This window comes from Sinorhizobium sp. BG8, assembly GCF_016864555.1.
GTDB lineage: Bacteria > Pseudomonadota > Alphaproteobacteria > Rhizobiales > Rhizobiaceae > BG8.
On the sequence record NZ_CP044011.1, the window covers coordinates 4,504,217 to 4,528,967 of the forward strand.

At 63.5% G+C, this 24,751-nt stretch carries 21 protein-coding genes and 7 pseudogenes; 11 read left to right on the forward strand and 17 right to left on the reverse strand.

All coding sequences use genetic code 11. From position 1 onward, the window contains the following. Window positions 1–78 precede the first annotated feature (78 nt). Entirely contained in the window at window positions 79–858 is a 780-nt protein-coding gene (locus F3Y30_RS20930) for a gamma-glutamyl-gamma-aminobutyrate hydrolase family protein (RefSeq protein ID WP_203424566.1), read from the forward strand. Between the two features lie 9 nt (window positions 859–867). Here the strand turns inward: F3Y30_RS20930 and F3Y30_RS20935 are convergent, their stop codons facing one another. The 4 genes from F3Y30_RS20935 to F3Y30_RS20950 all read right to left on the reverse strand — a co-directional run bounded on the left by F3Y30_RS20935 (window position 868) and on the right by F3Y30_RS20950 (window position 4,120). Next, window positions 868–1,278 (reverse strand): hypothetical protein, encoded by a 411-nt coding sequence (locus F3Y30_RS20935; protein ID WP_203424567.1) that lies wholly within the window; start codon window positions 1,276–1,278, stop codon window positions 868–870. 214 nt (window positions 1,279–1,492) lie between these two features. Beyond that, on the reverse strand, window positions 1,493–2,455 hold the full coding sequence (locus F3Y30_RS20940) for a 2-hydroxyacid dehydrogenase (protein ID WP_203424568.1): 963 nt from the start codon (window positions 2,453–2,455) through the stop codon (window positions 1,493–1,495). 36 nt (window positions 2,456–2,491) lie between these two features. Further along, window positions 2,492–3,520 carry a LacI family DNA-binding transcriptional regulator gene (locus F3Y30_RS20945; RefSeq protein ID WP_203424569.1) on the reverse strand — a complete coding sequence of 343 codons (1,029 nt, stop codon included), beginning with the start codon at window positions 3,518–3,520 and terminating at the stop codon, window positions 2,492–2,494. Window positions 3,521–3,586: 66 nt separating this feature from the next. After that, entirely contained in the window at window positions 3,587–4,120 is a 534-nt protein-coding gene (locus F3Y30_RS20950) for a MarR family transcriptional regulator (RefSeq protein WP_203424570.1), read from the reverse strand. A gap of 123 nt (window positions 4,121–4,243) precedes the next feature. Between F3Y30_RS20950 and F3Y30_RS20955 the strand changes: the two genes are divergently transcribed. The 4 genes from F3Y30_RS20955 to cysE all read left to right on the forward strand — a co-directional run bounded on the left by F3Y30_RS20955 (window position 4,244) and on the right by cysE (window position 8,136). Further along, window positions 4,244–5,035 carry a creatininase family protein gene (locus F3Y30_RS20955; RefSeq protein WP_203424571.1) on the forward strand — a complete coding sequence of 264 codons (792 nt, stop codon included), beginning with the start codon at window positions 4,244–4,246 and terminating at the stop codon, window positions 5,033–5,035. A gap of 133 nt (window positions 5,036–5,168) precedes the next feature. Further along, window positions 5,169–6,290: a GTP-binding protein gene (locus tag F3Y30_RS20960; protein WP_203424572.1), complete on the forward strand. Its 1,122-nt coding sequence runs from the start codon at window positions 5,169–5,171 to the stop codon at window positions 6,288–6,290. Beyond that, window positions 6,290–7,279, forward strand: coding sequence for a WD40 repeat domain-containing protein (locus F3Y30_RS20965; RefSeq protein ID WP_203424573.1), 990 nt, complete (start codon window positions 6,290–6,292; stop codon window positions 7,277–7,279). The genes F3Y30_RS20960 and F3Y30_RS20965 overlap by 1 nt, the downstream gene beginning before the upstream one ends. 11 nt (window positions 7,280–7,290) lie before the next feature. Continuing rightward, window positions 7,291–8,136, forward strand: coding sequence for a serine O-acetyltransferase (gene cysE / locus F3Y30_RS20970; RefSeq protein WP_203424574.1), 846 nt, complete (start codon window positions 7,291–7,293; stop codon window positions 8,134–8,136). Between the two features lie 3 nt (window positions 8,137–8,139). On the opposite strand, the gene F3Y30_RS20975 is transcribed toward cysE, so the two are convergent. From F3Y30_RS20975 to odc2, 6 genes are all read right to left on the reverse strand, one after another. Then, on the reverse strand, window positions 8,140–9,180 hold the full coding sequence (locus tag F3Y30_RS20975; RefSeq protein ID WP_203424575.1) for a serine hydrolase: 1,041 nt from the start codon (window positions 9,178–9,180) through the stop codon (window positions 8,140–8,142). Between the two features lie 167 nt (window positions 9,181–9,347). Continuing rightward, a complete protein-coding gene (locus F3Y30_RS20980; RefSeq protein ID WP_203424576.1) occupies window positions 9,348–9,791 on the reverse strand; it encodes a glyoxalase superfamily protein in 444 nt (147 codons plus the stop codon). Between the two features lie 580 nt (window positions 9,792–10,371). Then, window positions 10,372–11,064: an OmpW family protein gene (locus tag F3Y30_RS20985; RefSeq protein ID WP_203424577.1), complete on the reverse strand. Its 693-nt coding sequence runs from the start codon at window positions 11,062–11,064 to the stop codon at window positions 10,372–10,374. A gap of 314 nt (window positions 11,065–11,378) precedes the next feature. Continuing rightward, window positions 11,379–11,783 (reverse strand): hypothetical protein, encoded by a 405-nt coding sequence (locus F3Y30_RS20990; protein WP_203424578.1) that lies wholly within the window; start codon window positions 11,781–11,783, stop codon window positions 11,379–11,381. Between the two features lie 106 nt (window positions 11,784–11,889). After that, entirely contained in the window at window positions 11,890–12,480 is a 591-nt protein-coding gene (locus F3Y30_RS20995) for an N-acetyltransferase (protein WP_203424579.1), read from the reverse strand. Window positions 12,481–12,569: 89 nt separating this feature from the next. Then, window positions 12,570–13,703, reverse strand: a complete 1,134-nt coding sequence (gene odc2 / locus F3Y30_RS21000; protein ID WP_203424580.1) for an ornithine/lysine decarboxylase — start codon at window positions 13,701–13,703, stop codon at window positions 12,570–12,572. A 636-nt stretch (window positions 13,704–14,339) separates the two neighbouring features. On the opposite strand from odc2, the gene F3Y30_RS21005 reads away from it, so the two are divergent. The 3 genes and pseudogenes from F3Y30_RS21005 (at window position 14,340) to F3Y30_RS21015 (ending at window position 17,012) form a co-directional block, all read left to right on the forward strand. Then, window positions 14,340–15,245, forward strand: coding sequence for a LysR family transcriptional regulator (locus tag F3Y30_RS21005; RefSeq protein ID WP_203424581.1), 906 nt, complete (start codon window positions 14,340–14,342; stop codon window positions 15,243–15,245). A 78-nt stretch (window positions 15,246–15,323) separates the two neighbouring features. Further along, window positions 15,324–15,986, forward strand: coding sequence for a DUF1007 family protein (locus F3Y30_RS21010; RefSeq protein ID WP_203426716.1), 663 nt, complete (start codon window positions 15,324–15,326; stop codon window positions 15,984–15,986). Further along, a pseudogene (locus F3Y30_RS21015) lies at window positions 15,980–17,012 on the forward strand (nickel/cobalt transporter). The gene F3Y30_RS21010 and the pseudogene F3Y30_RS21015 overlap by 7 nt, the downstream one beginning before the upstream one ends. A 176-nt stretch (window positions 17,013–17,188) precedes the next feature. Here F3Y30_RS21015 and F3Y30_RS21020 read toward each other — a convergent pair. From F3Y30_RS21020 to F3Y30_RS21035, 4 genes and pseudogenes are all read right to left on the reverse strand, one after another. Then, window positions 17,189–17,407: pseudogene (locus tag F3Y30_RS21020) on the reverse strand (hypothetical protein). Next, a pseudogene (locus F3Y30_RS21025) lies at window positions 17,404–18,094 on the reverse strand (GNAT family protein). Before F3Y30_RS21025 ends, F3Y30_RS21020 begins: the two co-directional pseudogenes overlap by 4 nt. 135 nt (window positions 18,095–18,229) lie before the next feature. Then, a complete protein-coding gene (locus tag F3Y30_RS21030; protein ID WP_203424582.1) occupies window positions 18,230–18,940 on the reverse strand; it encodes a tellurite resistance TerB family protein in 711 nt (236 codons plus the stop codon). A 113-nt stretch (window positions 18,941–19,053) separates the two neighbouring features. Continuing rightward, a complete protein-coding gene (locus tag F3Y30_RS21035) occupies window positions 19,054–19,692 on the reverse strand; it encodes a 2-dehydro-3-deoxy-phosphogluconate aldolase (protein WP_203424583.1) in 639 nt (212 codons plus the stop codon). 181 nt (window positions 19,693–19,873) lie between these two features. Here F3Y30_RS21035 and F3Y30_RS21040 point away from each other — a divergent pair. The 3 pseudogenes from F3Y30_RS21040 (at window position 19,874) to F3Y30_RS21050 (ending at window position 22,259) form a co-directional block, all read left to right on the forward strand. Then, window positions 19,874–20,363 (forward strand): annotated as a pseudogene (locus F3Y30_RS21040) (CYTH domain-containing protein). 90 nt (window positions 20,364–20,453) lie between these two features. Beyond that, a pseudogene (locus tag F3Y30_RS21045) lies at window positions 20,454–21,254 on the forward strand (CHAD domain-containing protein); the annotation flags it as partial. A 62-nt stretch (window positions 21,255–21,316) separates the two neighbouring features. Continuing rightward, window positions 21,317–22,259 (forward strand): annotated as a pseudogene (locus F3Y30_RS21050) (rhodanese-related sulfurtransferase). 112 nt (window positions 22,260–22,371) lie between these two features. Here the strand turns inward: F3Y30_RS21050 and F3Y30_RS21055 are convergent. The 3 genes and pseudogenes from F3Y30_RS21055 to F3Y30_RS21065 all read right to left on the reverse strand — a co-directional run bounded on the left by F3Y30_RS21055 (window position 22,372) and on the right by F3Y30_RS21065 (window position 24,662). Beyond that, a complete protein-coding gene (locus tag F3Y30_RS21055; RefSeq protein ID WP_203424584.1) occupies window positions 22,372–22,731 on the reverse strand; it encodes a hypothetical protein in 360 nt (119 codons plus the stop codon). 258 nt (window positions 22,732–22,989) lie between these two features. Next, window positions 22,990–23,409, reverse strand: a complete 420-nt coding sequence (locus F3Y30_RS21060) for a hypothetical protein (protein ID WP_246752825.1) — start codon at window positions 23,407–23,409, stop codon at window positions 22,990–22,992. Window positions 23,410–23,882: 473 nt separating this feature from the next. Next, window positions 23,883–24,662 (reverse strand): annotated as a pseudogene (locus F3Y30_RS21065) (MetQ/NlpA family ABC transporter substrate-binding protein). Window positions 24,663–24,751 lie beyond the last annotated feature (89 nt).

Below are 24,751 nucleotides of genomic sequence, written 5' to 3' on the forward strand. Positions count from 1 at the left end.
TTGTCCCCAATTTGGCGATTGACTGCCCCCGAATTGACTGCGATGCCTATTTCATCCCCTGATACCGGAGTTCCGTTCATGTCCGTACCCTTGGTTGCCATTCCCTGCGACATCCGCGAGATCGAAGGCAACGTCTGGCAGGCTACCCCCAATCAGTACGTGCGTGCCGCTGTCAAAGGCGCCGACGTCATGGTGTTCCTCGTTCCCGCACAGGAAAACGGCCACGATTTCGACGGCATCCTCGACAGGGTGGACGGGTTGCTTGTCAGCGGCTCGCGCACCAACGTGCACCCATCGCTCTATGGCGCTCAGGCGACGGAAGCCGACGGCCCGTTCGACCCCGCGCGCGATGCCACGACCCTGCCGCTCATCCGCCGCGCGATCGAACGCGGCATTCCGCTGCTGGCGATCTGCCGTGGGATTCAGGAACTGAACGTGGCGCTCGGCGGTACGCTCGCCAACGACATCCAGGACACACCGGGCATCTGGGATCACCGCAAGCCCGACGTGCCGGAACTCGACGAGGCCTATGGCATCCGGCAGAACGTGATCGTCAAGGAGGGCAGCTGCCTTGCGGCGGCGGTGGGCCCGGGTGAGATCCAGGTCAACTCCCTGCATCGTCAGGCGATCTCGCGCACCGCGCCGCGCCTTGCGGTCGAGGCGCTTGCCGAGGACGGCACGATCGAGGCCGTTTCGGTGATCGACTCCAAGGCCTTCGCCGTCGGCGTCCAATGGCATCCGGAATACTGGGTGGGAACGGACGGAACCTCGAACAAGCTGTTCAAGGCTTTTGGCGATGCGGTGCGCGACTATGCCGCCCGCAAGCAGCACACCTCCGAGAAGGCCGGAGCGGCCTGAACCAGGCCGTCAGTCGACCACGGCCATCGTCAGCAGCGCGTCCGACGGTTCGATCGCCTCATAGGCAAGCCCGTCACCCTCCGCGATGGTGATGATCGCCTCACCCTTGGCATTGCCGACAACGACCATCCCGTCCCCGGTCTCGATCCAGGTTCGGGCCTTCGACAGGCCCGGCCAGACGAGGTCGCAATCGGGCCCGGCGCTGAAACGCAGGCTGCGGTTTGAAAGCTTCTCGCCGCGCTGCGCAAGACAGCTCGTGTGCTCGGCGGCATTCGCAATCGAATAGGTCTTCTGCGGATTCGGTTTGGCGATCGACGCAACGACGATCGGGTCCGGCCCGTCCTGTACCTGCCGGCTCGCGAAGGCCCACAGTCCGGACGCGACGATGGCTGCCATGCTCGCAATCATAAGCATCTTCATGGACGCTTCCCTCAAGCTTGGTCCCGCATGAGACGCGGCGCGAGGCGCGCCGCAGCGGGTATCTGGAAGATCACGCTACGCGCCCAAGCTTGCGAAAGGCTTACTAAAGGATTTTCTTGATCGCTAAAATGCTGCCGGAACGAGGACCGCAGCACGAAACCGTTGCCGCCCCCTTCCCCAGCCGGAGCGGCGGCATCCGTGCCTCTGCATTCCCTCAGTGCGGGTAAGGGGTCTCCGCGACAGGGGTCAGCGGCGCGCCGTTGAAGAACCAGCCAAGCAGATTGTCCGCGACCAGATCGGCCATGGCGTCACGGGTGGCGACGGAAGCCGATGCGACATGCGGCAAGAGCGACATGTTCGGCATGTCGAGGAAAGCCCGCGGCACGTGCGGTTCGTCCTGGAAAACGTCAAGGCCCGCCGCCGCTATCGTGCCATCCCGAAGAGCGCGCGCAAGATCGTCCTCGTCCACGGTCCAGCCACGGCCGACATTGATGAGAACGCCGTTTGCCCCGAGCGCGCCGAGAACCTCGGCGTTGATCGTCTTGTAGGTGTCCGGCGTCTTCGGCACGATGGCGATGAGCGTATCCACCGCCGAGGCAAGCCCCAGCAACGTCGAATGATAGGTATAGGCTACACCCGGCCTCGGCGTACGGGTGTGATAGCTGATCTCCACGCCGAAGCCTTCAAGGCGGCGGGCGATCGCCATGCCGATGCGGCCCAGACCATAGATGCCGATCTTGCGCCCTCTGAGCGTGAGCGGCGTCAGCGGGAACTGGCCGTCGCGCTCCCAGCGTCCTTCCCGCAGCCATGCCTCGGCTTGCGGGTAACGCCGGACAGTGTTGAGGAGAAGCGCAAGCGTCGTATCCGCCACTTCCTCGTTAAGCACATCCGGCGTGTTCGTCACCACGATACCGCGTGCCGCCGCCGCACCGACGTCCACTCCATCATATCCGACGCCGAAGCTCGCGATGATCCGCAGTGCCGGCAAGCGCTCCATGAGCTCGGCGCTGAACCTGCCTGATACGGCCGCACCCGTAATTTCCGGAGCAAGCTCGGGATCGATGAGGTCGGGATCCGCGCGCTCGATCCGCACGATGTCACACTTTTCCTGAAGCCTGAGGATGACGCGTTCGCGGATCTGGCCGGGAATGAGGATTTTGGGTCGGATGTCGCTCATGGTTGTCCTGTATTGCGCATGCGTGGAAATGCCGCGTCAGCTCTCGATGTGATGGCGCAGGGGCCCTGTCGACTGGCGGATTCGCATTTCAGGCTTGATGAGGTGAATGCCGTCAGGATCGTGATTTCCGGAAAGCTTGTCGAGGAGCGCCCGGGCGGCGCTGCGCCCGACCTCCGACTGGCCGTTCCAAACGGTTGTGAGCGAAGGGGTCGCGATGGACGCCTCCTCGAGATCGTCATACCCCGTGACCGAGACGTCGCGGCCGGGAACCAGCCCGGCACGGGCGATGCCGTTCATCAGGCCGATCGCCACGAGGTCGTTCCAGCAGACGGCGGCCGTAGGCTTCTGCGGCAGTGACAGGAAGTTGACCGCCGCCTCGAACCCGCCCTGCTTCGAGCGGGGCCCCGGGATGCGCAGCGCGGGGTCGACCTCGATATTGGCCTTGCGCAAGGCGTTGACGTAACCTTGGTAACGGTCGCGGCCTGTCGAGGTCTGGTCGGTGCCGCCGACCATCGCGATGACCCGGTGGCCGAGCCCGATCAGGTGGTTGGTGGCAAGCGAAATCCCGTAGGTATCGTCTCCCCGGAAGATCGGCACGTCGAGCCCGTCGATCGAGCGCGCGATGAGGATGGCCGGCATGCCATTGTCCTCCGCGAGCTGGATGTCCTCCGCCGGTGTTCCGATCGCCGGCGACATGATCACCCCGTCGCCGCCAAGCTGCAGCAGCGTCTCCACGAAGGTGCGCTGCTTTTCCACCGAGTCGTAGTGGTTCGACAGGATGAATGTCTGCTGGTTTCGGTCGAGTTCGCTCTCGATTGCCTTGAGGATTTCGGCATAGAAGGGATTCATGATGTCGTGAACCACGACGCCGATGATACCCGATCGCGAGGTCCGGAGACTGGCGGCGCGCCGGTTGTAGATGTAGCCGAGTGCCCTCGCCTGCTCCTTGATGCGATCGCGGGTGCTCGAGGCGACCAGGGGGCTGTCTCTGAGGGCCAGCGAAACTGTTGCCGTCGAAACGCCGAGCGTCTCGGCAATGGTCGAAAGCTTGATCTTTTGTGCCACGACGCGCTCCCCCGCGGAAGCGCTCCTGAACTGTGCGGCGCCCCTTAAAAGATTTATTTAAACGCTTTAAATCTCCTCCGCAACATCCTTCTCAGCGGGCTCCGAGCGGCCTTCGATCACCCCGCGCAAATTGTCGTCGACAGCTCTCAGGAGCTTGGAAAGTGTGCGGATCTCCTTCTCCGACAGCCCCTCGACAGCCTGGCCTTCGCTGACCCGTACAGCCTCTCCGATGACGGAGAGCGAACTCCTCCCGGCATCGGTTAGGTGAACGACGGTGAGGCGCCCGTCATCCTCATCCGGTCGCCTCTCCACGAAGCCCTGCGCCTCGAGCCTGCCTATGGTGCGGGTCATGGTCGGCGCCTTGACGCCGAGGCGCGCGGCGAGCGAGCCCGCGGTCAGTCCGCCCTCCTCCGCCAGTGCCATGATGACCCCGTCCTGCCCGGCATAGAGACCGGCAGACAAGAGGTTCCGCGACAGCACCGTGCGCATGGAGCGCGCGGCCTGGACTATGCTGCCGCCGAGCGGCGGAATCCCCGCCTCCTCCTGGCCCTTCTTTTTGCCGGATTTACCCTTTTTGCCGTCCTTGTGTTTCTTGCCCATCGTTTCCACCTGACGCGGATTGTTCTGTGGTTGCTTCTCGGCTGCAAAAATCTTGCATCGTATGGTCCTCCCTGTATGACTCATTGCAACTGCTTGCGGCAAGACAAGATCAGGGGATGGGCGATGGTGCGACCGGCGCGACGCTGGAGTGACAATGACGCAAGACTCGCTCCGGCCGAACGCGCGCGATGGATCGCCGTCCTCCCGCTCGGTGCTCACGAGGGCCATGGCCCCCATCTGCCCCTCGACACGGACACGCTGATTGCGGAAGGCATCGTCAAGCGCCTGATCGCCGCCCTGCCCGCAGACCTGCCGGTGAGCTTCCTTCCGGTCGAACCGGTCGGCTACTCGCCGGAGCACCTCGACGTCCACGGCACCAAGTCGCTGGAATATGATGAAGCCATCGAGCGCTGGCTCGCGGTCGCCGGCGAACTGTTTCATCTCGGGCTCCGCAAATTCGTCATGCTGAATGCCCATGGCGGCAATTCCCCCCTGATGACCATCGTTGCGACCGAGGCACGCATCCGCTTCGGAATGCTTGCGGTCGCAACCAGCTGGACCCGCTTCGGCCAGCCCGAAGGCTGGATCTCGCCGGAACGCAAGGCGATCGACATCCATGGCGGGGACATCGAGACTTCCGTCATGCTGGCGCTCGACCCGGATCTGGTGGAGATCGGCAAGGCAGAGGATTTTTCGTCTCGCCAGACAGAGTTTGCCGAGCGCTTCACGCACCTGCGCGCCTATGGGCCGCATGCCTTCGGCTGGAAGATGTCCGATCTCAATCGGAAGGGCGTGGCCGGCAATGCCGCCAACGCCACGGCCGAGCGCGGCGAGCAGCTCCTCGACCACGCGGTCGCCGGCATCATTGAATTGCTGAGGGACGTCGACGCATTCGACATGTCTGATCTGGACTAGCCCGAGTGCGTCGCCGGCCCGCCCGGTCCGGGACAAGAATTCCGCGCCCAAGACCTTTGCTCTTGGCTCCCTCATCTCCTATATGAGGGCGACAATCCGACAAACGCGGCAGAACGCCAGCTCCGAGGCTACCATGACCGACACCGCCACGCAGAAGCCCATCCCCGTCACCGTTCTCACCGGCTATCTCGGCGCGGGCAAGACCACGCTGCTCAACCGCATCCTGACCGACAACCATGGCAAGAAATACGCCGTCATCGTCAACGAGTTCGGGGAGATCGGCATCGACAACGACCTGATCGTGGAGTCCGACGAGGAAATCTACGAGATGAACAACGGCTGCATCTGCTGCACCGTGCGCGGCGACCTGATCCGGGTCGTCGAGGGCCTGATGCGCCGCCCCGGGCGCTTCGACGCCATCATCGTCGAGACCACCGGTCTTGCCGACCCCGTTCCGGTGGCGCAGACCTTCTTCATGGACGACGACGTTCGCTCCAAGACCGAGCTCGATGCCGTCGTCGCCCTCGTCGATGCGAAGCATCTGCCGTTGCGCCTCAAGGATTCGCGGGAGGCCGAGGACCAGATCGCCTTTGCCGACGTCGTTCTCCTGAACAAGACCGACCTGGTAACGCCGGAAGAGCTCGCACGGGTCGAGGCCACCGTGCGGGTAATCAACCCCTCCGCACGCATCTACCGCACCACGCGCTCCGACATCGACCTTTCCAAGGTCCTCGACCAGGGCGCCTTCAACCTGGAGCGCGCGCTCGAGAACGATCCGCATTTCCTCGATCACGATCACGAGGACCATGTCTGCGGTCCCGATTGCGACCAGGATCACCACCACCACGATCATGACCACGACCATCATCATCATGACCACGATCACGACCACGATCACGACCATGATCATGGCCATCATCACCACGATCATGGCCCGTCCCCGATCCATGACGTGACGGTCCAGTCGATCTCGCTGCGCGGCGGCGAGATGAACCCCGACCGGTTCTTCCCCTGGATCCAGAAGATCACCCAGACCGACGGGCCCAACATCCTCCGCCTGAAGGGTATCATTGCCTTTGCCGGCGACGACGAGCGCTACGTCGTGCAGGGCGTGCACATGATCGTCGAGGGAGACCACCAGCGGGCCTGGAAGGACGGCGAGAAGCGCGAGAGCCGCCTCGTCTTCATCGGTCGCGACCTCGACCGCGAGAAGATCGAACGCACGTTCAAGGCCTGCGAGGCTCAGCCGAACTGATGCCGACAGTCGCACCTCTCGATCTCGACGGCCACGTCGTCGCGGCCGTTTTCCTCGGTGACGTACCGTTCTTCGCGTCCGCCTCCGGGGAGATCCATCGCCTGGACAACGGACACAAGGTGACGCAGGCCCATCAGGGACTGCTTGCCTGCGTACGGGACGCGGCGAACGACACGCTTGTGACGGGCGGCGAGGACGGCAAGGTCCTGCGCATCAGTTCCGAGGGCACCAGCACCACCCTTGCGGAAGTGCCGCGCAAGTGGATTTCCGTCGTGGCGCCGGGCCCCCAGGGGGCGGTCGCCTTTGCAGAAGGCAGAACGGCCCGCGTGCGCCTGCCGGACGGCACGGTGAAGGAATTCGCCGAGACCCGCACCGTCGAGGGCGTCGCCTTCGCGCCCAAAGGGTTGAGGATCGGCATCGCGCGCTACAACGGCGTTTCGATGCACTGGGTGGCCACCAATGCCCCGCCCGTCGACCTTGAGTGGAAGGGCGCCCATACGGGTGTGATCTTTTCGCCAGACGGGCGCTTCGTGGTGACGTCGATGCAGGAGAACGCTCTCCACGGCTGGAAGCTCGACGGCAAGGCGGGCGCCGACACGCGCCACATGCGCATGACGGGCTATCCGGCCAAGGTAAAATCTCTCTCCTGGTCGGCCAAGGGCAAGTGGCTTGCTTCCTCCGGCGCGCCGGCAGCCATCGTCTGGCCCTTTGCGGCCAAGGACGGCCCGATGGGCAAGGCACCGCTGGAACTCGGTACGCGCGCCGACGTGATGGTGACGGCCGTCAGCTGCCATCCGGTCGAGGATGTCGTCGCCATAGGCTATTCCGACGGCATGGTTCTCGCCGCCCGCTTCGCGGATGCGCGCGAAGTGCTGTTGCGCCGGCCGGGCAAAGGTGCGATCACCTCGATGGATTGGAGCCGCAACGGCAAGCTCCTGGCCTTCGCATCGGAAACCGGCGACTGCGGCGTGATCGACATCGCCGGATAGGAGAATGGCGCATGCCTTCGAAAACCGCACTCTCTCCGCAGATCGCTGACAAGACGCCGGCGCCGAGCCTGCGCCCGCACCCGGCAGACAGCGAGATCTGGACGATCGTCCGCGCGGAGGCCCGCGATCTCGCCGAACGCGAGCCGGTCCTGCGGGCAAGTCTCGAGCGCCTCCTCGCGGCCGAAAGCGATGCTGCGCTGCTTTCCGGCGTGCTTGCCACGCGGCTGGCGGCCGACGAGGCCGAGCGCCGGACGATCGGGCAACTCCTGACGGAGGTCTTTTCCGCAGAGCCCTACATCCTTGCAAGGGTGGAACTGGATCTCAGGGCCGTGCGCGAGCGCGACCCCGCCTGCGAGAGCTTCCTTCATGTGCTCGCCAACCTCAAGGGCTTCCACGCGCTGGAGACCTACCGGGCGGCGCACAGCCTCTGGCATTCCGGGCGGCGCGAGGCGGCAAACTGGCTTTCCAACCTCGCCTCGCTGGTCTTCGGCGTGGATATCCATCCGGCGGCCACGATCGGGTCAGCGGTGATGCTCGATCATGGATCCGGCATCGTGATCGGCGAAACCGCCGTGATCGAGGACGATGTCTCGATCCTGCAGGACGTGACGCTCGGCGGCACCGGCAAGCAGACCGGCGACCGCCATCCGAAGGTCAGGCGGGGCGTAATGATCGGTGCGGGCGCCAAGATCCTTGGCAACATCGAGGTGGGAGCCTTCAGCAAGATCGCAGCCGGAAGCGTGGTCCTGAAGGCGGTTCCGTCTCACTGCACGGTTGCCGGTGTGCCGGCATCTGTCGTTCGCATCCACCGCGCCGACGAGATCCCGTCCGCGAGCATGGACCAGACGATCCTCTGAGGCTCAGCTCTCTGCCGTCCCGATGATTTCCGCGAGCAGGCCGTGGAGCGCGTCCCGGTATCCCGTGCGCGCCGATGGTCCGCTTTCGTCGGACGTCATGGCGACGGTCAGGCCGAGTTCGGGCACGATATAGAGCATCTGGCCACCGAAACCCCAGGCGAAATGCACGGTCTTGCCGCCGATGACGCGCTCGAACCAGCCGTAGCCATAGCCGTCATTTGAGAAGCGGGAATTGGTGCGCACCTCCCAGGATTGCCGGACCCATTCCTCCGGCACCAGCTGCCTGCCGTCCCGCGTGCGGCCGCCGTTGCGGTAGAGCTCGCCGAACGCCAGAAGCGAGCGAGCGCTCATCGCCATCTGGTTGCCACCGAGATAGATGCCCTGCGGATCGCGCTCCCACGCGCCGATATGGAAATCCTCGAGCGGCCCGAGCCACTCGCGCGCCAGCGCCAGCGTGGGCTTGCCGCCGACCCTGGTGAGAATCGCCGAAAGCAGATGCGTCGACGCCGTAGAATAGAGCATCGCACCGCCCGGCTCTTCCACGAACGGCGCAGCAAGTGCCGTGCGCACCCAGTTGCGGCTCGACACCCAGCGCCCGTAGTTCGCACCGGACATCCGCTCCAGTCCCGCCTGCATCGACAGCAGATTGCCGATCGTCACCTGTGCGAGTCTCGGATCGGGGTCAGCCGGCAGGTCGGCGCGAAGGATCGGTGCGATCGGCTGGTCGGTTCCCTCCAGCAGGCCCTTTTCGATGGCGATCCCGACCAGCGCCGAGACGATACTCTTCGATGCGGACTTGATATTGGTGCTCTCGCTCGTCGAATGTCCGCGATAGCCGCGCTCCGCGATGATCTCACCGTTGCGTGCAACGATGACCGTCCTGAGGGCCGGAAACGCCGACGCTTCGTCGAGAACACGCGAAAGCCCGCCACTGCGGGTCGCCGATGCCGGTTCCGCTGACCCTTCCAGCGCTTGCGCCTGCAGCGATCCCGGCGCCAACGGGAGCGCCAGGCAAAGGAAGAGGATGAGGACTTTTCTGGTCATGGGAGTGAGGTAGGGCATCGTCCGGCCGAAATCGCGGCGCCCCGCCACGCTTCACGCGTTCTTGAAGATTGGTGATGTGCGAAGCGTGCACGCCGGGCTTCGCAATCCGCCCCGCCACGGGAGCGGGGTGGATTGCGCGTGGGCACCCACGACGAACCAGATCCGGCCTACCACTCCAGCTCCACGTGCGGCCTGCCGTCCGATGTCTTCGAAGCGGTTCGCCCCGTTTCGTCGACGGTGCAGCTCACGCGCTGCCGGAAGGCGGAGAAGCTCTCGAAGGTCACCACGTCGACGGGTTCGTCAAAATGGAGCGTCAGGCGATAGTGGCCGGGGCTGGACGTAATCGCCTGGACCGCGAGCACCGTCGCGTCGAAGGGCTGTCCGAGATAGTGGCCGCGCACTCGCGAGCCGAGTTGCCAGGGATCGAATGGCGGGCGATTGCCGAGAGCCCCGTGAAGGGTGTTCCAGTCGCGAAAGCCGTATTGCGCGGCAACGAGTTCGAGCGCGCGGGAATGGCCGATTGGCTGGTCTTCGGCGGCAAGCCGGATCCTCAGACGTTTGGCCTGACCCTTCAGGCTCTCCAGGGAAGGAAGCGGCGTCGATAGACGCATGGTTTTCTCCAGTGTCTGCATGCGCCGTGTCGGAGGGGTCCGCATTGCCACCGGTCCGCATGCTATGATGCTGGAAAACCGTGTCGTATCAGAGAGACTTCACCAAAGCTTGCGCTCGCGGACGGCCGGGGCTCTCACCCGTCGGCCAGGTTTTTATCGCGAGGTGGGCCAGCTGTCAAACCAGCCCGCGACGGGATCCGCGAAGCCGAAAAAACGCACGCCGAAACCCCGGCACGGACGGCGGTCGAAACCGTCCGTGCCGGTTCTGCTCGGGAGGCAGGCAGGCGGCTCGGTTGCATTGGTATTTCATGTCAGGCTTTCCGCCTGCCCGGTTCCTGCAGGTCTTGCGAAGACGAAGGGATTGTGACGCTGTCAGCGCCGCAACACCCTCGCCCCGGAGACCCCACCCTGACGGCGAAGGCCTCAACCGGAGAAACCATCCTTCTTGCCCGGGTTGCGCCGGTGAGGCGGCCGGTTCGCGAACCCGGCTCCCTTCCCGAAGGACCGCCTTAGAATGACATACCCTTCGCGGGCGGGGAAAACGGGGAAAGTTTCCCCGCTCCGGATTCGCACACATAACCTAGAAACGATAGGTGAAGCCCGTGCCGATCAGCCAGGGGTCAAGCTTGGCCTTGCCCGAGAGCGACGTGCCGCCGAAGTCGACCTTCCACTCCGGCTCCAGGAACAGCTTCTTCACGTCGAAGTTGACACCCCAGTGGTCGTCGATCATGTAATCGAAGCCGACCTGAAGCGCCGCGCCGAACTTGTTCTTCACGTCGAGGTTGGAAAAGTCGCCGCTGCCGGACTGATCGAAGAAGATGGTGTAGTTGACGCCAGCCCCGACATAGGGCTTGAAGGCACCGAAATCGGTGAAATGGTATTGCAGCGTCAGCGTCGGCGGTAGCAGCCATGTCTTTCCGACCTTGCCCAGCCCGGCGATCGAACCTGCTGCATCGATGTTGGCATAGGTGGCGCCGAGGATCAGTTCCGCAGCGATGTTGTCAGTGAAGAAATAGGAGATATCGAGCTCCGGAACGATCGTATCGCTGTACGACAGGTCGGAGCCTGCAATGCCGTTCACATGGCCCGAATCATTGGTCACGACACCCAGGCCGCGCACGCGGACCTGCCACGGGCTCGACGCCGCAAGTTCCGCCGCCCCTGGCGCCGGCTCGGTTATGGGCGTCAGGTCCGCCGCCGAGGCCACCTGCCCCAGGGTGGCGGCGACTGCGATCGCAAAAAGCCCCATGGGACGGGTCAGGGTGTTCAGCATCATTCTCTCCTTCATCGGTCATGAGCAGCGGAATCGCCGCTGCGATGCGGCGACTATCCGCCGATCCGACATGAGAGAGTTGAGCTGGATCAATACTTTAGCAACTGCTGTGCAGGTCTTTGCCGGTTTGGACAAGCGTTGCACTTATGCCACGCATTGCAATGCGGAGATGTATGCGCCGGTGGCTATCTTTCCAGGAAGGCCGCCCTCCCTTCCGGCAAGGCGGCGCACCGCCCTCGCTGCGACAGGCAGCGAAGGTTTCAACGACGGTCCGGATCGCTACCGGTTTCTGTCCGGGAGCGGCGAAGCCTGCCTCAGGCCGGGCGACCGGCCCTGCCCTCGAGTCTCACCGGGGCGTTCCGCCGAAGCGCGAACAGACAGAGCATGCCGAGCGCACCGAGCAGGATGATGAGCGCGCCGATCTTGGCGAGTGTCGGCTCTCCGCCGGCATCGATCTGCATCTTGCCGATGACGAGCAGCACGGCGCCGAGTTGATAGACGACGAACTGCGGCAGGGCGAGCCGGGATTCGCGCATGGATGGGTAGGCGCGCAGTATGAGCCCGAAGAGGATCGAAGAGACAAATCCCAAAAGATTGGCGTGGGCATGGGAATTGGAGAAGTTCAACTGCATCGCGACCCCCATCCAGATCCCGAATGCCATGCCGAACGCGAGCCAGAGCAGCCCGCAGCCAATATAGGCGTCGTCCAGTTTACGCATGATTATTCCCCCGTTTTGAGGCGGTGCCCGCCGGCACCGCCGCCCGATCGTAACATCGGGCGGGGAGATTGTCGCGCCAGCCGCAGTTCAACCGCAGGCCGCCCGATCAGGCCGCCTTGTTGAACTCCGGCCGACCCAGCCGGCGGCCGGAGGCGACGAGGACGCCGGCGGTGCCCTCGAGCCAGCCCTCTTTCAACTCCAGCGCCAGGAAACGATGGCGCTCGAACGGGCCGGGCATGACCAGATGGCAGGCCTTTTCCGCAAAGAAGCCGAAGCGCTCGTAATAGGGTGCGTCGCCGACCAGCAGGACTGCACCATGCCCCAGGTTGCGGGCTTCGGTCAGCGCTGCCCGCATCAGCGCGGAGCCGATGCCCTTGCCTTCGTGATCGGGGTCGACAGCAAGCGGACCGAGCAGAAGCGCGGGAACGGGAGCGCCCGAGGCGTCGATACCGGCCTCGACGTTCCACAGCCGCACTGTGCCGATCATGTGTCCGTCCCGATCTCGGGCGACGAGGGCGAGACCTTCTGCCGGAACCCGGCCGTGGCGAAGCTTCTCCGAGGACTTGCGGAAGCGGCCCTCGCCCATGGCGCGGTCGAGGAGGCGTTCACGCGCGACGACGTCGCCGGCATTCTCCGAGTCGATTGCGAATGCGGATTGCGCGAAAAACGCGCGGACAGAGTCAAGAACAGTGGCCATCCCGGCCTCCCGAACTTCAATTGCCGCCACAAGCGGGCATCAGACAGAGTTGTGAAAGGCGCTCCCGCGCAAATGCGGGAGCTGCCGGATCAGATGACATAGGCCTTCAGGGGCTCGAAGCCGTTGAAGGCGACGGCCGAGTAGGTCGTCGTATAGGCCCCGGTGCCCTCGATCAGAACCTCGTCGCCGATCGAAAGAGAGATCGGCAGCGGATACATGTTCTTCTCGTACATCACGTCGGCCGAGTCGCAGGTCGGGCCTGCAAGCACGCAGGGCTCCATCTCGTCGGCATCGCGAACCGTGCGGATCGGGTAGCGGATCGCCTCGTCCATGGTTTCGGCGAGGCCGCCGAACTTGCCGATGTCGAGGAACACCCAGCGATGGTTGTCGTTGTCAGACTTCTTCGAGATGAGGACGACTTCCGCCTTGATCACGCCGGCGTTGCCGACCATGCCGCGGCCCGGCTCGATGATGGTTTCCGGGATGTGGTTGCCGAAGTGCTTGCGCAGCGCCCCGAAGATCGCCTGGCCATAGGCCTCGGCGGAGGGAACGTCACGCAGGTACTTGGTCGGGAAACCACCGCCCATGTTGACCATCTTCAGCTCGATGCCCTGCTTGGCAAGCTGGACGAAGACGCGCTTGGCATCGGCGAGCGCAGAATCCCAGGCATCGAGCTTCGTCATCTGCGAGCCGACATGGAACGAGACACCGTAGGACACCAGGCCGAGCTGGTGCGCATAGACGAGCACGTCGACCGCCATCTGCGGTACGCAGCCGAACTTGCGCGATAGCGGCCATTCCGCACCTTCGCCGTCCGTCAGGACGCGGCAGAATACGCGGCCGCCCGGGGCAGCACGGGAGATCTTCTCGACTTCCTCGTGGCTGTCGACGGCAAACAGGCTCACACCAAGCGCGTGGGCGCGGGCAATGTCGCGCTCCTTCTTGATCGTGTTGCCGAACGAGATGCGGGCGGGCGTCGCACCGGCATCGAGCGCCATTTCGATTTCCGCGACGGACGCGCAGTCGAAATTGGAACCCATGCTGGCGAGCAGGCGCAGGATTTCCGGAGCCGGATTGGCCTTGACGGCATAGTAGATCGAGCTATCCGGCAGGGCATGACGGAAAGCCTTGAAATTGTCGCGCACGACATCGAGGTCGACAACAAGGCACGGACCGTCGGGACGTCGGGTGTTCAGGAAATCGATAATACGTGCGGTGGTCATCTTGCCATTCCCCATGATCAATTGGCTCCGGAAATCCGGAGGACAAAGGGCATACGCGAACATGCGATGGAACCAGCCGGTGGAGACCCCGGAACCAAGCATGCGCACGATGCGCGAACGATGAACTGAAGCCCGCCTAGGCTTCAATTCGGCTTTGTCTGCCATGGATTGGAGGGGAATAACCCAACCGCACTTCCGGCAATGAAGGTGTGCCTCTTCAGTAACCCCGGCTGATGGAAAGCCGGCAGACACCAGAAAGGCCCGCACCGTCGTTGCTTCAAGATGTCCTCGCATTTCCCGGTTGGCCGGAATAGCGACTGGAGGGGTTAGTTCCAGGTACCTTACCGATGACCTCACCTAATCGAGGGTCGGCGGACACCCACAGGCACGTGCGACTTTGGGCAGCACGGGAGATAAGGAGATTCCCTGTCGCAATCAAGAGTTTTTTGCCCCCCGCTATTGAAAATTCTTCCCCATCGGCGAAATTCGACCCAAGCCGCTCGAAGAATCAAGGATTTGGAGCAAAAGATCCACCCGGGGCGATCGGGCGGCGAGATCGGCGCAGACAGACATGTTTCAGGATTTCAGCTGCGCTCGCCGCTTACGCGGCGCCGCCAAATTGGAAAGTCTTTTCAGATGGATACCTTGACCCGCATTCGGGCCTTCATCGATGTCGTGGACGCCGAGGGGTTTTCAGCCGCCTCGCGCAAGATGGGCCGCTCGAAGGCGCTCCTTTCCAAGTACGTCCGGGAACTCGAGGACGACCTCGGTGCGCTGCTTCTGAACCGCACGACACGCCAGTTCTCGCTGACCGAGGCGGGCCATACCTACTACCGCACCGCGTCCGAGATCCTGAAGGAAATAGACAACCTCGCCGACCTCGTGCGGGAGAAGAACACGGACCTCAAGGGGACGCTGAAGATCTCGGCGCCGCGCACCTTCGTCGATGCCGACATCGGCCAGTCGCTCGTCGATTTCGGGCGGGCGCACCCGGAACTGTCGCTCGAGATTGTCGCCGAGGACCGCTTCGTCGATCTGGTCGAGGAAGGCTTCGACGTGGCGGTGCGCATCACCCGGCTGGAAGATTCGGCGCTGATTGCCCGCAAGCTCGGTGACTTCCACCTGAAGATCTGCGCCTCGCCCGATTTCATCGAACGGACCGGCGCGATCACCCACCCGAACGATCTGGCGCGCCTTCCCTGCATTCTCGACACCAATGGGCGCTCCTACAGCAATTGGCGCTTCGTCGACGAGAAGGGCGCCGGCTTCAGCGTTCCGGTCAGCGGCCACATCGAGGTCAACAGCCCGATGACGGCGATCCGCGCCGCCGAAAGCGGCCTCGGCGTAGCCCAGGTGCCGGAATTCATCGCATCGAGCCGGCTTGCGTCAGGTTCTGTGGTGTCCCTGCTCGAGGACTTCCTGCCCACCGATCGCGGCATCTACGCGATCTACCCGCACCGCCGCTACCTGCCGGCCAAGGTCCGCACCTTCGTCGATTTCCTTCACGGCTGGTTTCGCCGTTTCCCTTCCACCGGCGGCTGACTGCGACAATCCGACAACCGCGACGGGTCCCAATTCCGTCCCAATTGAGATACATTCCATTGACTTGTTTCCACTTCGATCAAAGGGCGTCAGCGAACGCATGAACCATCGTACCATGCTCTTGCCGGGCTCGCCTGGCTTGCTCCGGTGGCCGCCCTCGCCCACCCGCATATCTTCGCCGAAGCCCGGCTCGAGATCGTCGCAGGCGAGGACGGGACGATTTCCGAACTGCGCAACGTCTGGCGGTTCGACGACATGTTCTCCTCGAGCGTGATTCTCGATTTCGACAAGAACAGCAATGCGAAGCTCGATCCGGACGAGCTCGCAGAGGTCGGCCAGACGGTTCTCGAGTCGCTGGAGGAGTTCAACTACTACACCTCGATCACCGAGGACGGGAAAGACATCAAGGTCGCAAAGCCGGACGTGATAAACGTCGACTTCAAGGATGGGCAGCTCCTGATGTTCTTCAGCGTCAAGCCTGCGGAACCGATGCCCCTGAAGGGCAAGCTTACCTTCGGCGTCTACGATCCGACGATGTATGCCGCGATGGACTTTGCCAATGACGACGACATGACGGTCCTCGGCGACAAGTTCGACGCCTGCACGCACAAGGTCGTCCGGCCGGACCCGGACGAGGTTCTCGCGGAAAACCAGTCAACCCTCACCGATGCCTTCTGGAACGATCCGACGGGCACCGACATGTCCAAGCTCTTCGCCACGAGGATCGAAATCACATGCTGAATGGCAGGCTCGTGCGGCTCGCCCCGGCCGTCGCAATCCTGGTCCTCGCGGGACTGGGCTACGCCCACGCCCAGTCGCCGCTCGGCATCGGTACCGCAGAACCGGCATTCAACACGACCGGTCCCTTCGGCAGCTTCTTCGCCTGGGTCAACAGTGAGCAGCAGGGCTTCTATCGCATGCTGACGGGCGCGCTGAAGCAGATGCGCGACAATCCCTGGGCGGCCTCGACCCTCGTCGGACTGTCCTTCGCCTACGGCGTCCTCCACGCCGCCGGGCCCGGCCATGGCAAGGCGGTCATCTCGTCCTACATGCTGGCGAACGAGGTGGAACTGAAGCGCGGCGTCGTGCTGTCGTTCCTGTCCTCCATGCTCCAGGGCGCGGTCGCGATCCTGCTCGTCGGCGCGGCCTACCTCGTGCTGCGCGGAACCACGATCTCCATGACACGCGCCACCCATGCTCTGGAAGTCGCGAGCTATGCCCTGATCGCCGCCTTCGGCGCCTGGTTGCTCTATCGCAAGCTCCGGGGCGGTCCCAGAAAGGGCCGCCCTGAGCGCGCAGGTCAGCGCCACGTCTCACGAGCCGCACCACCACGATCATCACCACCACGGCCATGCAAATGACCACGGCCACCACCATGGGCCCGGCGAGATCTGCGCGACGTGCGGCCATGCCCACGCACCCGATCCGCAACTCCTGAAGGGTGAGCGCTTCAGGCTGAGGGAGGCATGGTCGGCAATCGTGGCCGTCGGTCTGCGTCCATGCTCGGGCGCGCTGATCGTGCTCACCTTCGCGCTGCTGAACGGGCTTTATCTCGGCGGAATTCTTTCGGTCTTCGCCATGTCGATCGGCACGGCCATCACCGTTTCGATCCTCGCCACGCTTGCCGTGACCGCCAAGAACGCGGCGATGCGCTATGCCGGCGACGGATCGGCGGCGCTGCGCCTCGGCAGTGCAATCGAGATCGTGGGGGCTTTGCTGGTCATGGTTCTCGGGCTCGTGCTCCTCGGCGCGTCGCTCCAGGCCTAGAGCAATTCCGCTTCTCTCGGGCTAGCGAGAGCGCTCAAACCCTTGTTTGACGCTGCTGCGGACACGAACCCGCTGCACGCCTCTTGAGGGGTAGACCTGCCGCAAATTGCGACGAGGCCGACCGTCGCGCTGACGGCAATCCGCAGAAATGGTGACTGAGACGGGCGAAATGCCTGCTACTTGTCGTGTCCGCGCTGGTAGCGTGCCCAGCAGCCAGAACAGCAGGAAGAAAGCCAGCACGACCGCCGTGCCGAAGACGCCCGCGAGCCAGGGAGAAATCCCCCGAGGGCAATCATCACCTTCGGAAGGAAGAAGAAGGCAAGCCCCGTCACGACCAGAATCACGGCGGCGGCGACGGCAGGCGACGTTCCCTTTCTTTCGGGCTCCACGCTCATGCCTTTTCCTTCAGGAGCTGAGCACGGATATCCTCCAGACGACGCTTCTGGCTTCCCGCCGCATCGAAGTTTTCCGGGTCGAGCCACAGTTCGAAAGCCCGGGCGACCACCGGCCATTCACCGTCGATGATCGAAAACCAGGCCGTGTCCCGGTTCTTGCGCTTGGACAGCATGTGTTGGCGGAAGACGCGCCTCGTACTGGAAGCCGAGGCGGGCAGCCGTTCGCTTGCTCGGCTCGTTCTCGTCGTTGCATTTCCATTCGTAGCGACGATAGCCGAGGTCCTCGAAGGCATGCTTTGCCAGCAGATACTGCGCTTCGGTAGATAGAGGTGAACGCGCCATTGCCGGCCCGTGTGCTATACCGCCGATCTCGACGACGCCGTTTGCCGGATCCGGCCGCATGTAGTTGGCCATGCCGACGACCGTGCCGGTTGCGCGGTCGCGGAACACTTCGGTGACCCAGCCGCCCTTCTGCACGGCGCTCAGCCACGCATCGAAATCCTCGATGCCCTTGAAGTCGTCCTGGGTGAAATAGAGCAGCAGCGGGTTGATCGCCAGGCCGCCGAAGGCATCCCAGAGCGCCTGCAGGTGCGTCTCGCGATCGTATGGCTCGATACGAACATAACAGCCCTCCAGCGTTACCGGCGCGGGCGCCGGACGTGCAGTCCAATTTGCAAGATCAGCCATAAGTCACTCCCTGGTCCGCGACATCGCGCCGGCGGCATCAACGTGCTGCAGGCGGCGTTGCGGGTCGAGCCCGCAACGCATATTGCCATAATTCAGGGGATGCCCCGGCACAAATGGAAAGTGGTGATCGATCGATCACACGGCCGTGCCGGCCGGCGTCTTGGCGGCGGATACGGTCGCCTCGATATGGTCTACGAGCGCGTCCGCAAGCCCGAGCCTTCCCGCCAGCAGGTCGAGATAACCACGCTCCGCCCGGCTGTCAGGCTCGATTGTCAGCCGCGACGCTGTATAGAGCTCGACCTTCTGCTCCTCGCTTTTGGCGGCCGCAACGATCGCGTCCATGTCGATCGGATTGGCGAGCTCGCTATCGAGGAATGCCGTGGCGTCGTCGCCGAGGCCGGATACCTTGAGCTTGTCGATGATGCGTTCCCGCTCGGCCGCATCGATATGGCCGTCGGCGCGCGAGGCGGCGATCATGGCGCGCACCAGCACCAGTGCGAAATCGGCGGATACCGCTTCCGTCTCGAAGCCGGAATTGGTCGGAGGGGGAAGCAGTTCCGGGGTCGTCCCCGCGGCAGCGTCCTGCGGCGCCTGCCCTGCCTTGTAGGCCTGGTACGCCTTGTAGCCGAGGCCGGCGATTGCGGCCAGGCTGCCGAGCTTGAGAGCGCTGCCGGTCACCTGCCGGCCAGCGCCGGTGCCGAGCAGCACGCCGGCGATCGCGATCGAGGCGAGAGGGTTGTCCTTGGCGAGCTGGGTCACTTGCCCGGCCCTGTCCCGCACGGTCCCTCCCGCGCCAGGCACCTGCGATCCGAGGAACTGATCCAGCAATTTCTTCGCATCGAACATCTTGGCTCTCCGTTTCTTGTGCCGACTGCAACGGAAGATAGGATTGCCATATGCGAATTACAAACAGGCGAAAGCGCCGCATGCGCGGCGCGCTCGCTTGGGCCCGGCCTTGCTCAGCCCTTCAGTGCGAATGCTTCGGCGGCAAGCTTGGTGATTCCCGCCCAGTCACCCTTGACGATGAGCTCCTTCGGAGCGACCCACGAACCGCCGACGCAGACGATGTTCGGCAGCGAAAGATAGTCCTTCGCATTCGAAAGCGAGATGCCTCCGGTCGGGCAGAAGAGCGTGCCGGCAAGCGGCGATGCCAGAGACTTGAGGTAGGATGCGCCGCCCGCCTGCTCGGCCGGGAAGAACTTGAGAACCTCATAGCCCTCGTCGCGCAGTGCCATCACCTCGCTTGCAGTCGCCGCGCCGGGAAGCAGCGGAACCTCGAAATCCTCCGCCGCATCGAGAAGCGACGGTGTGGATCCGGGGCTGACGATGAACTGCGAACCTGCGGTGACCGCCTGCTCGAACTGGGCGGCGTTGAGGATCGTTCCCGCACCCGGAACGGCACCCTCGACCTCGTCGGCAACGGCGCGGATCGCGTCGAGTGCGGCCGGCGTGCGCAGCGTGATCTCGATCGCCTTGAGCCCGCCCGCCACCAGCGCGCGCGCAAGCGGAACCGCAGTTTTGGCATCCTCGATGATGAGGACCGGTACGACGGGCTGCAGCTTGAGGACGGAGAGGAGCTTTTCGTTTTTCTCGCGCATGGCATCGGCCCTTAAAACGATTGAATTTCCCGTGGAATATAGCGCTTGTCCGTTGATGTCGAGACAAAACCGCACGGTAGGGCTCAAACTTCATGCAAGCCCATACTGAGCGCTTGCCATCAGAGTGCTATAATGTAGTCTCGCTCGCACCTACGGTCCGCAACCATTCAGGGCGGAAAGCATGGCCAAGGAAATCGAAAGAAAATTTCTGGTTTCGGGAAGTCGCTGGCGCCAGACCGCCGATGCAGGCGTCAGGATTCGTCAGTCCTACATCATCACGACCGACGACCGGTCGGTGCGGGTTCGCACCTATGGCGACGGTCGGGCGCAGCTCACGATCAAGATCGGCAATCCGCCCTGGTGCGCGACGAGTATGAATTCGACATCGATCCCGACGAGGCCAGGGACATGATGCGCCAGGCGATCGGGACGATCATCGAGAAGACCCGATACAAGGTACGCCATGGCTCCCACGTCTGGGAAATCGACGTCTACGGCGGCATCCACACGGGGCTGGTGATCGCCGAGGTGGAACTTGCGAGCATCCATGATGATCCGGACCTGCCGCCGTGGGTGGGCGGGAAGTGACCGGCGAGAGCCGCTATTCCAACCAGGTGATGGCGCTCGGCCAGTCTGCGGGACTGACACATGCAGTTCATCTTCAGGCCTGACAAGCCGCTGGACAAGGAAATCCGCCGCATCGCCGGCGGCTATATCGAGAAGGCGATTACCACGCTCGAGGGCAGCCCCCCGGCGACGAAGAAGCCATCCATACGACGCGAAAGCAGTTCAAGCGCATGCGCGGCCTCTACCGCCTTGTGCAGTCAGCGGACAAGGAGTTCCGCGAGAAGGAGAATACGCGGATCGGGGAGGCCATGCGCGCCCTCGCCGCCGTCAGGGATGCGACGTCCCGCATCGAATGCGCCCGCCACCTCGCCGTCTCGGCATCGACCGCCGACGAGCACATGGCCATCATCCGCATCTGCGACCGCCTGGTGGAGTGGCGCAAGGAGCATGCCCCCAGCGGCGAGGAGATGGCGGCGCTGCAGGCCCGCACGATCGCCACCTGCCACGAAGCCAAGGCCCTCGACACGTTCTCGGCGCCGGATTCGGCGCGGGCGACATCGCGGACCTTCGGCCGGGGATGGATGCGTACCAGCGACAGGGCCGCCAAGGCTATCGAGAACGCCAGGAATGGCGGCGATGCCGAAAGCTTCCACGCCTTGCGCAAGCGTGCGCAGGACCGGTGGATGCAGAGCGGCTTCCTGGCGGAGGCCTGGCCGTCCGCCTTCTTCGCGAGCTCGGCCAGGTCAAAGCGGCTCGTGCAGCTTCTCGGCGTCAATCAGGATATCGCTCTGCTCGGCAACTTCATCGATACGCATGCCGCCGATCTCGGCTCGTTCGGCGACGTCGCCCACCTTCTCTCGGTCATGATCGCGGAGAGCACCCGGATGCGAGCCGAGGCGCTTCCGCTTGCCGACGCCATCTTTGCCGGACGTCCCGAGCGGGAGGGCGAACGCGTCGAGCTCCTCTGGCGGTACGCCTGCAAGGTGCGCCGGTAGACAAAATGTCGCGAGCGCGCGCGGCAATTGCCTGAAAAGCCGCAAAGCTGTATTTGGCAGCCATGACCAGCGAACTCTCCATTCCCCGCCCCGAGGCCGACGGCCAGTTCCTTGTGGCCGCGCTCTATCACTTCGTCTCCGTGCCACGGTTCGCCGACCTGCGCGAACCGCTTCAGGCGCTGTGCGAGGAACACGGCGTGCGCGGCACGCTGCTGCTCGCCCACGAGGGCATCAACGGCACGATCGCCGGACCCGAAGAAGGCGTGCGAACCGTGCTTGCCTATCTGCGCGCGCAACCCGAATTCGCGTCGCTGCAGCACAAGGAGAGCCGTGCCTCCAAGATGCCGTTCCTGCGCATGAAGGCGCGGCTGAAGAAGGAAATCGTCACGATGGGCGTCGAGGACATCGACCCCAACAGGATCGTCGGCACCTATGTCGCGCCGAAGGACTGGAACGCCCTGATCTCCGATCCGGACACGATCGTCATCGACACGCGCAACGACTACGAGACCGCCATCGGCGTATTCCGCAACGCCGTCGATCCGAAGACCAAGACGTTCCGAGAATTTCCGGAATGGGTCCGGCAGAACGAGGGGCTGCACAACAAGCCCAAGATCGCCATGTACTGCACCGGCGGCATCCGCTGCGAGAAGGCGACCGCCTTCATGAAGCAGGAGGGTTTCGACGAGGTCTACCATCTCGAGGGCGGCATTCTGAAGTATCTCGAGGAAGTCCCCGCGGACGAGAGCCTCTGGAAGGTGCCTGCTTTGTATTCGACGAACGCGTCTCCGTGACCCACGGACTGAAGGAAGGCGAACACAAGCTGTGCAGGGCCTGCCGGCATCCGCTGACCGCCGAGGAGATCGCGTCCCGGTCTACGAGGCGGGCGTCTCGTGCCCCCATTGCCACACGGAACGAAGCGATGACGACCGCCTCCGCTTCCGCCAGCGGCAGAAGCAGATGGATCTCGCCCGCAAGCGCGGACAGAAACACCTCGGCAAGTAAGGCGGATCACCCGGAAGTGCTCGGCGGTTCCCGATTGCGGGATGCGCAAGAACAACGAGCACATGCGTCGACAGCCGGTCCGGTGATCGCGACGCGCTCGGGGCGACTTCAGTCAGGCAACAGCTGTCGCTTGTGCACCGCCCGCCGAAGACCGGCGATGTCGCCGCTTGACGGCCTGGATTTCACGCATCAGCGCGTCGAAATCCTCGAGCGCCTCCTGCTCCTCCTGCGAAAGATCCTCGGGACGCCCGAAGCGGGTCAGCAGTACCGCAAGCGCATCCTCGATCCGGCCGATCTGCCGGCCATAGCTCGCGACGTCGCGCAGGATCTCGCCTTCGACCTCCGGGTTGGACGACGGGCCGAGATCGAAGCTGAAGAGACTGAAGCTCGTGTTGCCGGGGCTGAACACCCAGGTCCAGGGGTTGATCGTCTGCGTCACATCTCCGGAAAGCGGCAACTGGAAGCGGGCCATGATCGTCCCCTCGTTGATGGAGCACCAAGAATAGCCACACGACCGCGAGGCAGCAATCGCGCCCTAAACGCGGGGCGTGGGGCGCCAACCCTGAAATGACAATCCCGGCGGATGGCTTGTCCGCCGGGACCGTCATGAAGTGGCATCATGCCAAACCGGCCACGGCGAGGCCGGCGCCAACAGAGGCGGTTCACAGAAACGGCATGCCCAGGGGGTGGACCTGACGATCACCGCCTGGACAGGAATGCCGTCTCTTCGTCAGACCCATGCGGTACGCTCGCCGAACGGCGTGGAATCATCGAAATTCGTCGTTCCGATATTGCTCTTGCTTTCGTCCGAGGACGATTGCGTGGCCTGTGCGGCCTTGGCATCCTGTCCGTTCTGCGCTTCCCCAGACTTGCTGGCCTGCTGCGCTTCAAGTGAAGCGAGCTGGGCCTTCAAGGCTGCGACTGCCTCTTCAATCTCGGCCTTTTCTTCGTCGGACTGGGCATCTTCCAGTTCCGCTTCCTTGGCCGAAATTTGAGATTCGAGCTGAGCGATCTGCGAGCTTAGCGAACTCCCAGAACTGCTCGTCGAACTCGTGCTCGAGAGAAGCGATACCGATGAACTTGAAATGGCGCTAACCATCTTTTCGTCCTCTACTTCTTCTTCACAATGCCCCGGCATAGGCCGGGGCATGGGAACTCTTCCCTGCTTGCCGGGTTGCGGAAAAGGCGATTTATAAGGGGTCAGATCTTGTCACCCGCGCACGGGGAGAATGGAGGCCGGTTGGCTCACGCAAATCCGTTCGGATTTTTCCGCGAGTAAGGGCACTTTCTTTGCGCCGTCTTTCGAAAAAACAGCAATTCAAGGAAACAGGATTGCATTTGTTTCTGTTTCGCAATGAATTGCGCACCGGATACGCGGCGCCACGCAGCAACGCTTGGCAATATTGAGAGATATGGAGAGACAAAATTCCTGGGCGTCGCAACCGTTGTTTACCCGAAACATCACGATTTCGCCGACATTAGTTCATCTCTCGCGCCGGCCTGACGTAACGGCACCTCGTTTCTAGGCGCCGGCAGTAGATATTCGACGATTCGCCCCTATCCGAAAATGCAAATCGCGCGCCGTGTTTGCGGCGCGCGATGAGAAATCAGGTCCGGTGGGTCTTACCAGCTGGGGATGACCGAACCCTTGAAGGTGTCGTTCACGAAGGCCTTCACAGCGTCGCTGTGGTAGGACTCGACCAGCGTCTTGACCCAGGCGGCGTCCTTGTCCTTGGCGTTGATTGCGATGACGTTGACGTAGGGCGCCTTCTCGCCTTCGCGGGCGATCGGATCCTTTGCCGGATCGAGACCTGCTTCAAGCGCATAGTTCGTGTTGATCACGGCAGCGTCGACATCGTCCAGCGAGCGCGGCAGCTGGGCGGCGTCGAGCTCAGCGAAGGTGAGGTTCTTGGGGTTCTCGGCAACATCAGCCGGACCGACCTTGAGGCCAGCGCCTTCCTTGAGCTTGATCAGGCCGGCATCTGCGAGCACCAGCAGGGCACGCGCCGCCATTGGTCGGATCGTTGGGAATTGCGACCGTTGCGCCATCGGCAAGCTCCTCGAGGCTCTTGACCTTCCTGGAGTAGACGCCCATCGGGAAGTTGACCGTGTAGGCGATGTCGACGAGGTCGAAGCGCGGTCGGCGACCTGATTGTCGAGATAGGGCTTGTGCTGGAAGGAATTGGCATTGAGTTCCCCATCCGCCAGAGCCTGGTTAGGCACGACATAGTCGGAAAACTCGAGCACTTCGATGTCGAGGCCCTTGGTTGCCGCGACTTCCTTGACCTTTTCCATGATCTGCGCGTGCGGACCGGGCGTGACGCCCATCTTGATCGTTTCGGCGTGGGCAGCGCCCGTTGCGAAGGCGAGCGCCAGCGACGCCGCGAGAATGAGTTTCTTCATTGCTTTGCTCCTGGATGTTCAGTTCTTGCGGGTGCGCCGGTCGAACCTTCGCGCCCCCGCGCGTCTCCGGCGCTTTGCACAAGCTGGAC

Excerpts from the sequence above, each read along its gene's own strand:
- F3Y30_RS20965 (WP_203424573.1), top strand. The coding sequence starts at position 6,290 with ATGCCGACAGTCGCACCTCTCGATCTCGACGGCCACGTCGTCGCGGCC.
- F3Y30_RS21005 (WP_203424581.1), top strand. The coding sequence starts at position 14,340 with ATGGATACCTTGACCCGCATTCGGGCCTTCATCGATGTCGTGGACGCC.
- F3Y30_RS21035 (WP_203424583.1), bottom strand. The coding sequence starts at position 19,692 with ATGCGCGAGAAAAACGAAAAGCTCCTCTCCGTCCTCAAGCTGCAGCCC.
- F3Y30_RS20930 (WP_203424566.1), top strand. The coding sequence starts at position 79 with ATGTCCGTACCCTTGGTTGCCATTCCCTGCGACATCCGCGAGATCGAA.
- F3Y30_RS21055 (WP_203424584.1), bottom strand. The coding sequence starts at position 22,731 with ATGGCCCGCTTCCAGTTGCCGCTTTCCGGAGATGTGACGCAGACGATC.
- F3Y30_RS20985 (WP_203424577.1), bottom strand. The coding sequence starts at position 11,064 with ATGCTGAACACCCTGACCCGTCCCATGGGGCTTTTTGCGATCGCAGTC.
- F3Y30_RS20995 (WP_203424579.1), bottom strand. The coding sequence starts at position 12,480 with ATGGCCACTGTTCTTGACTCTGTCCGCGCGTTTTTCGCGCAATCCGCA.
- F3Y30_RS20940 (WP_203424568.1), bottom strand. The coding sequence starts at position 2,455 with ATGAGCGACATCCGACCCAAAATCCTCATTCCCGGCCAGATCCGCGAA.
- cysE (WP_203424574.1), top strand. The coding sequence starts at position 7,291 with ATGCCTTCGAAAACCGCACTCTCTCCGCAGATCGCTGACAAGACGCCG.
- F3Y30_RS20990 (WP_203424578.1), bottom strand. The coding sequence starts at position 11,783 with ATGCGTAAACTGGACGACGCCTATATTGGCTGCGGGCTGCTCTGGCTC.
- F3Y30_RS20960 (WP_203424572.1), top strand. The coding sequence starts at position 5,169 with ATGACCGACACCGCCACGCAGAAGCCCATCCCCGTCACCGTTCTCACC.
- F3Y30_RS20955 (WP_203424571.1), top strand. The coding sequence starts at position 4,244 with ATGGTGCGACCGGCGCGACGCTGGAGTGACAATGACGCAAGACTCGCT.
- odc2 (WP_203424580.1), bottom strand. The coding sequence starts at position 13,703 with ATGACCACCGCACGTATTATCGATTTCCTGAACACCCGACGTCCCGAC.
- F3Y30_RS21030 (WP_203424582.1), bottom strand. The coding sequence starts at position 18,940 with ATGTTCGATGCGAAGAAATTGCTGGATCAGTTCCTCGGATCGCAGGTG.
- F3Y30_RS20950 (WP_203424570.1), bottom strand. The coding sequence starts at position 4,120 with ATGGGCAAGAAACACAAGGACGGCAAAAAGGGTAAATCCGGCAAAAAG.
- F3Y30_RS20935 (WP_203424567.1), bottom strand. The coding sequence starts at position 1,278 with ATGAAGATGCTTATGATTGCGAGCATGGCAGCCATCGTCGCGTCCGGA.
- F3Y30_RS20980 (WP_203424576.1), bottom strand. The coding sequence starts at position 9,791 with ATGCGTCTATCGACGCCGCTTCCTTCCCTGGAGAGCCTGAAGGGTCAG.
- F3Y30_RS21060 (WP_246752825.1), bottom strand. The coding sequence starts at position 23,409 with ATGCCCCGGCCTATGCCGGGGCATTGTGAAGAAGAAGTAGAGGACGAA.
- F3Y30_RS20975 (WP_203424575.1), bottom strand. The coding sequence starts at position 9,180 with ATGACCAGAAAAGTCCTCATCCTCTTCCTTTGCCTGGCGCTCCCGTTG.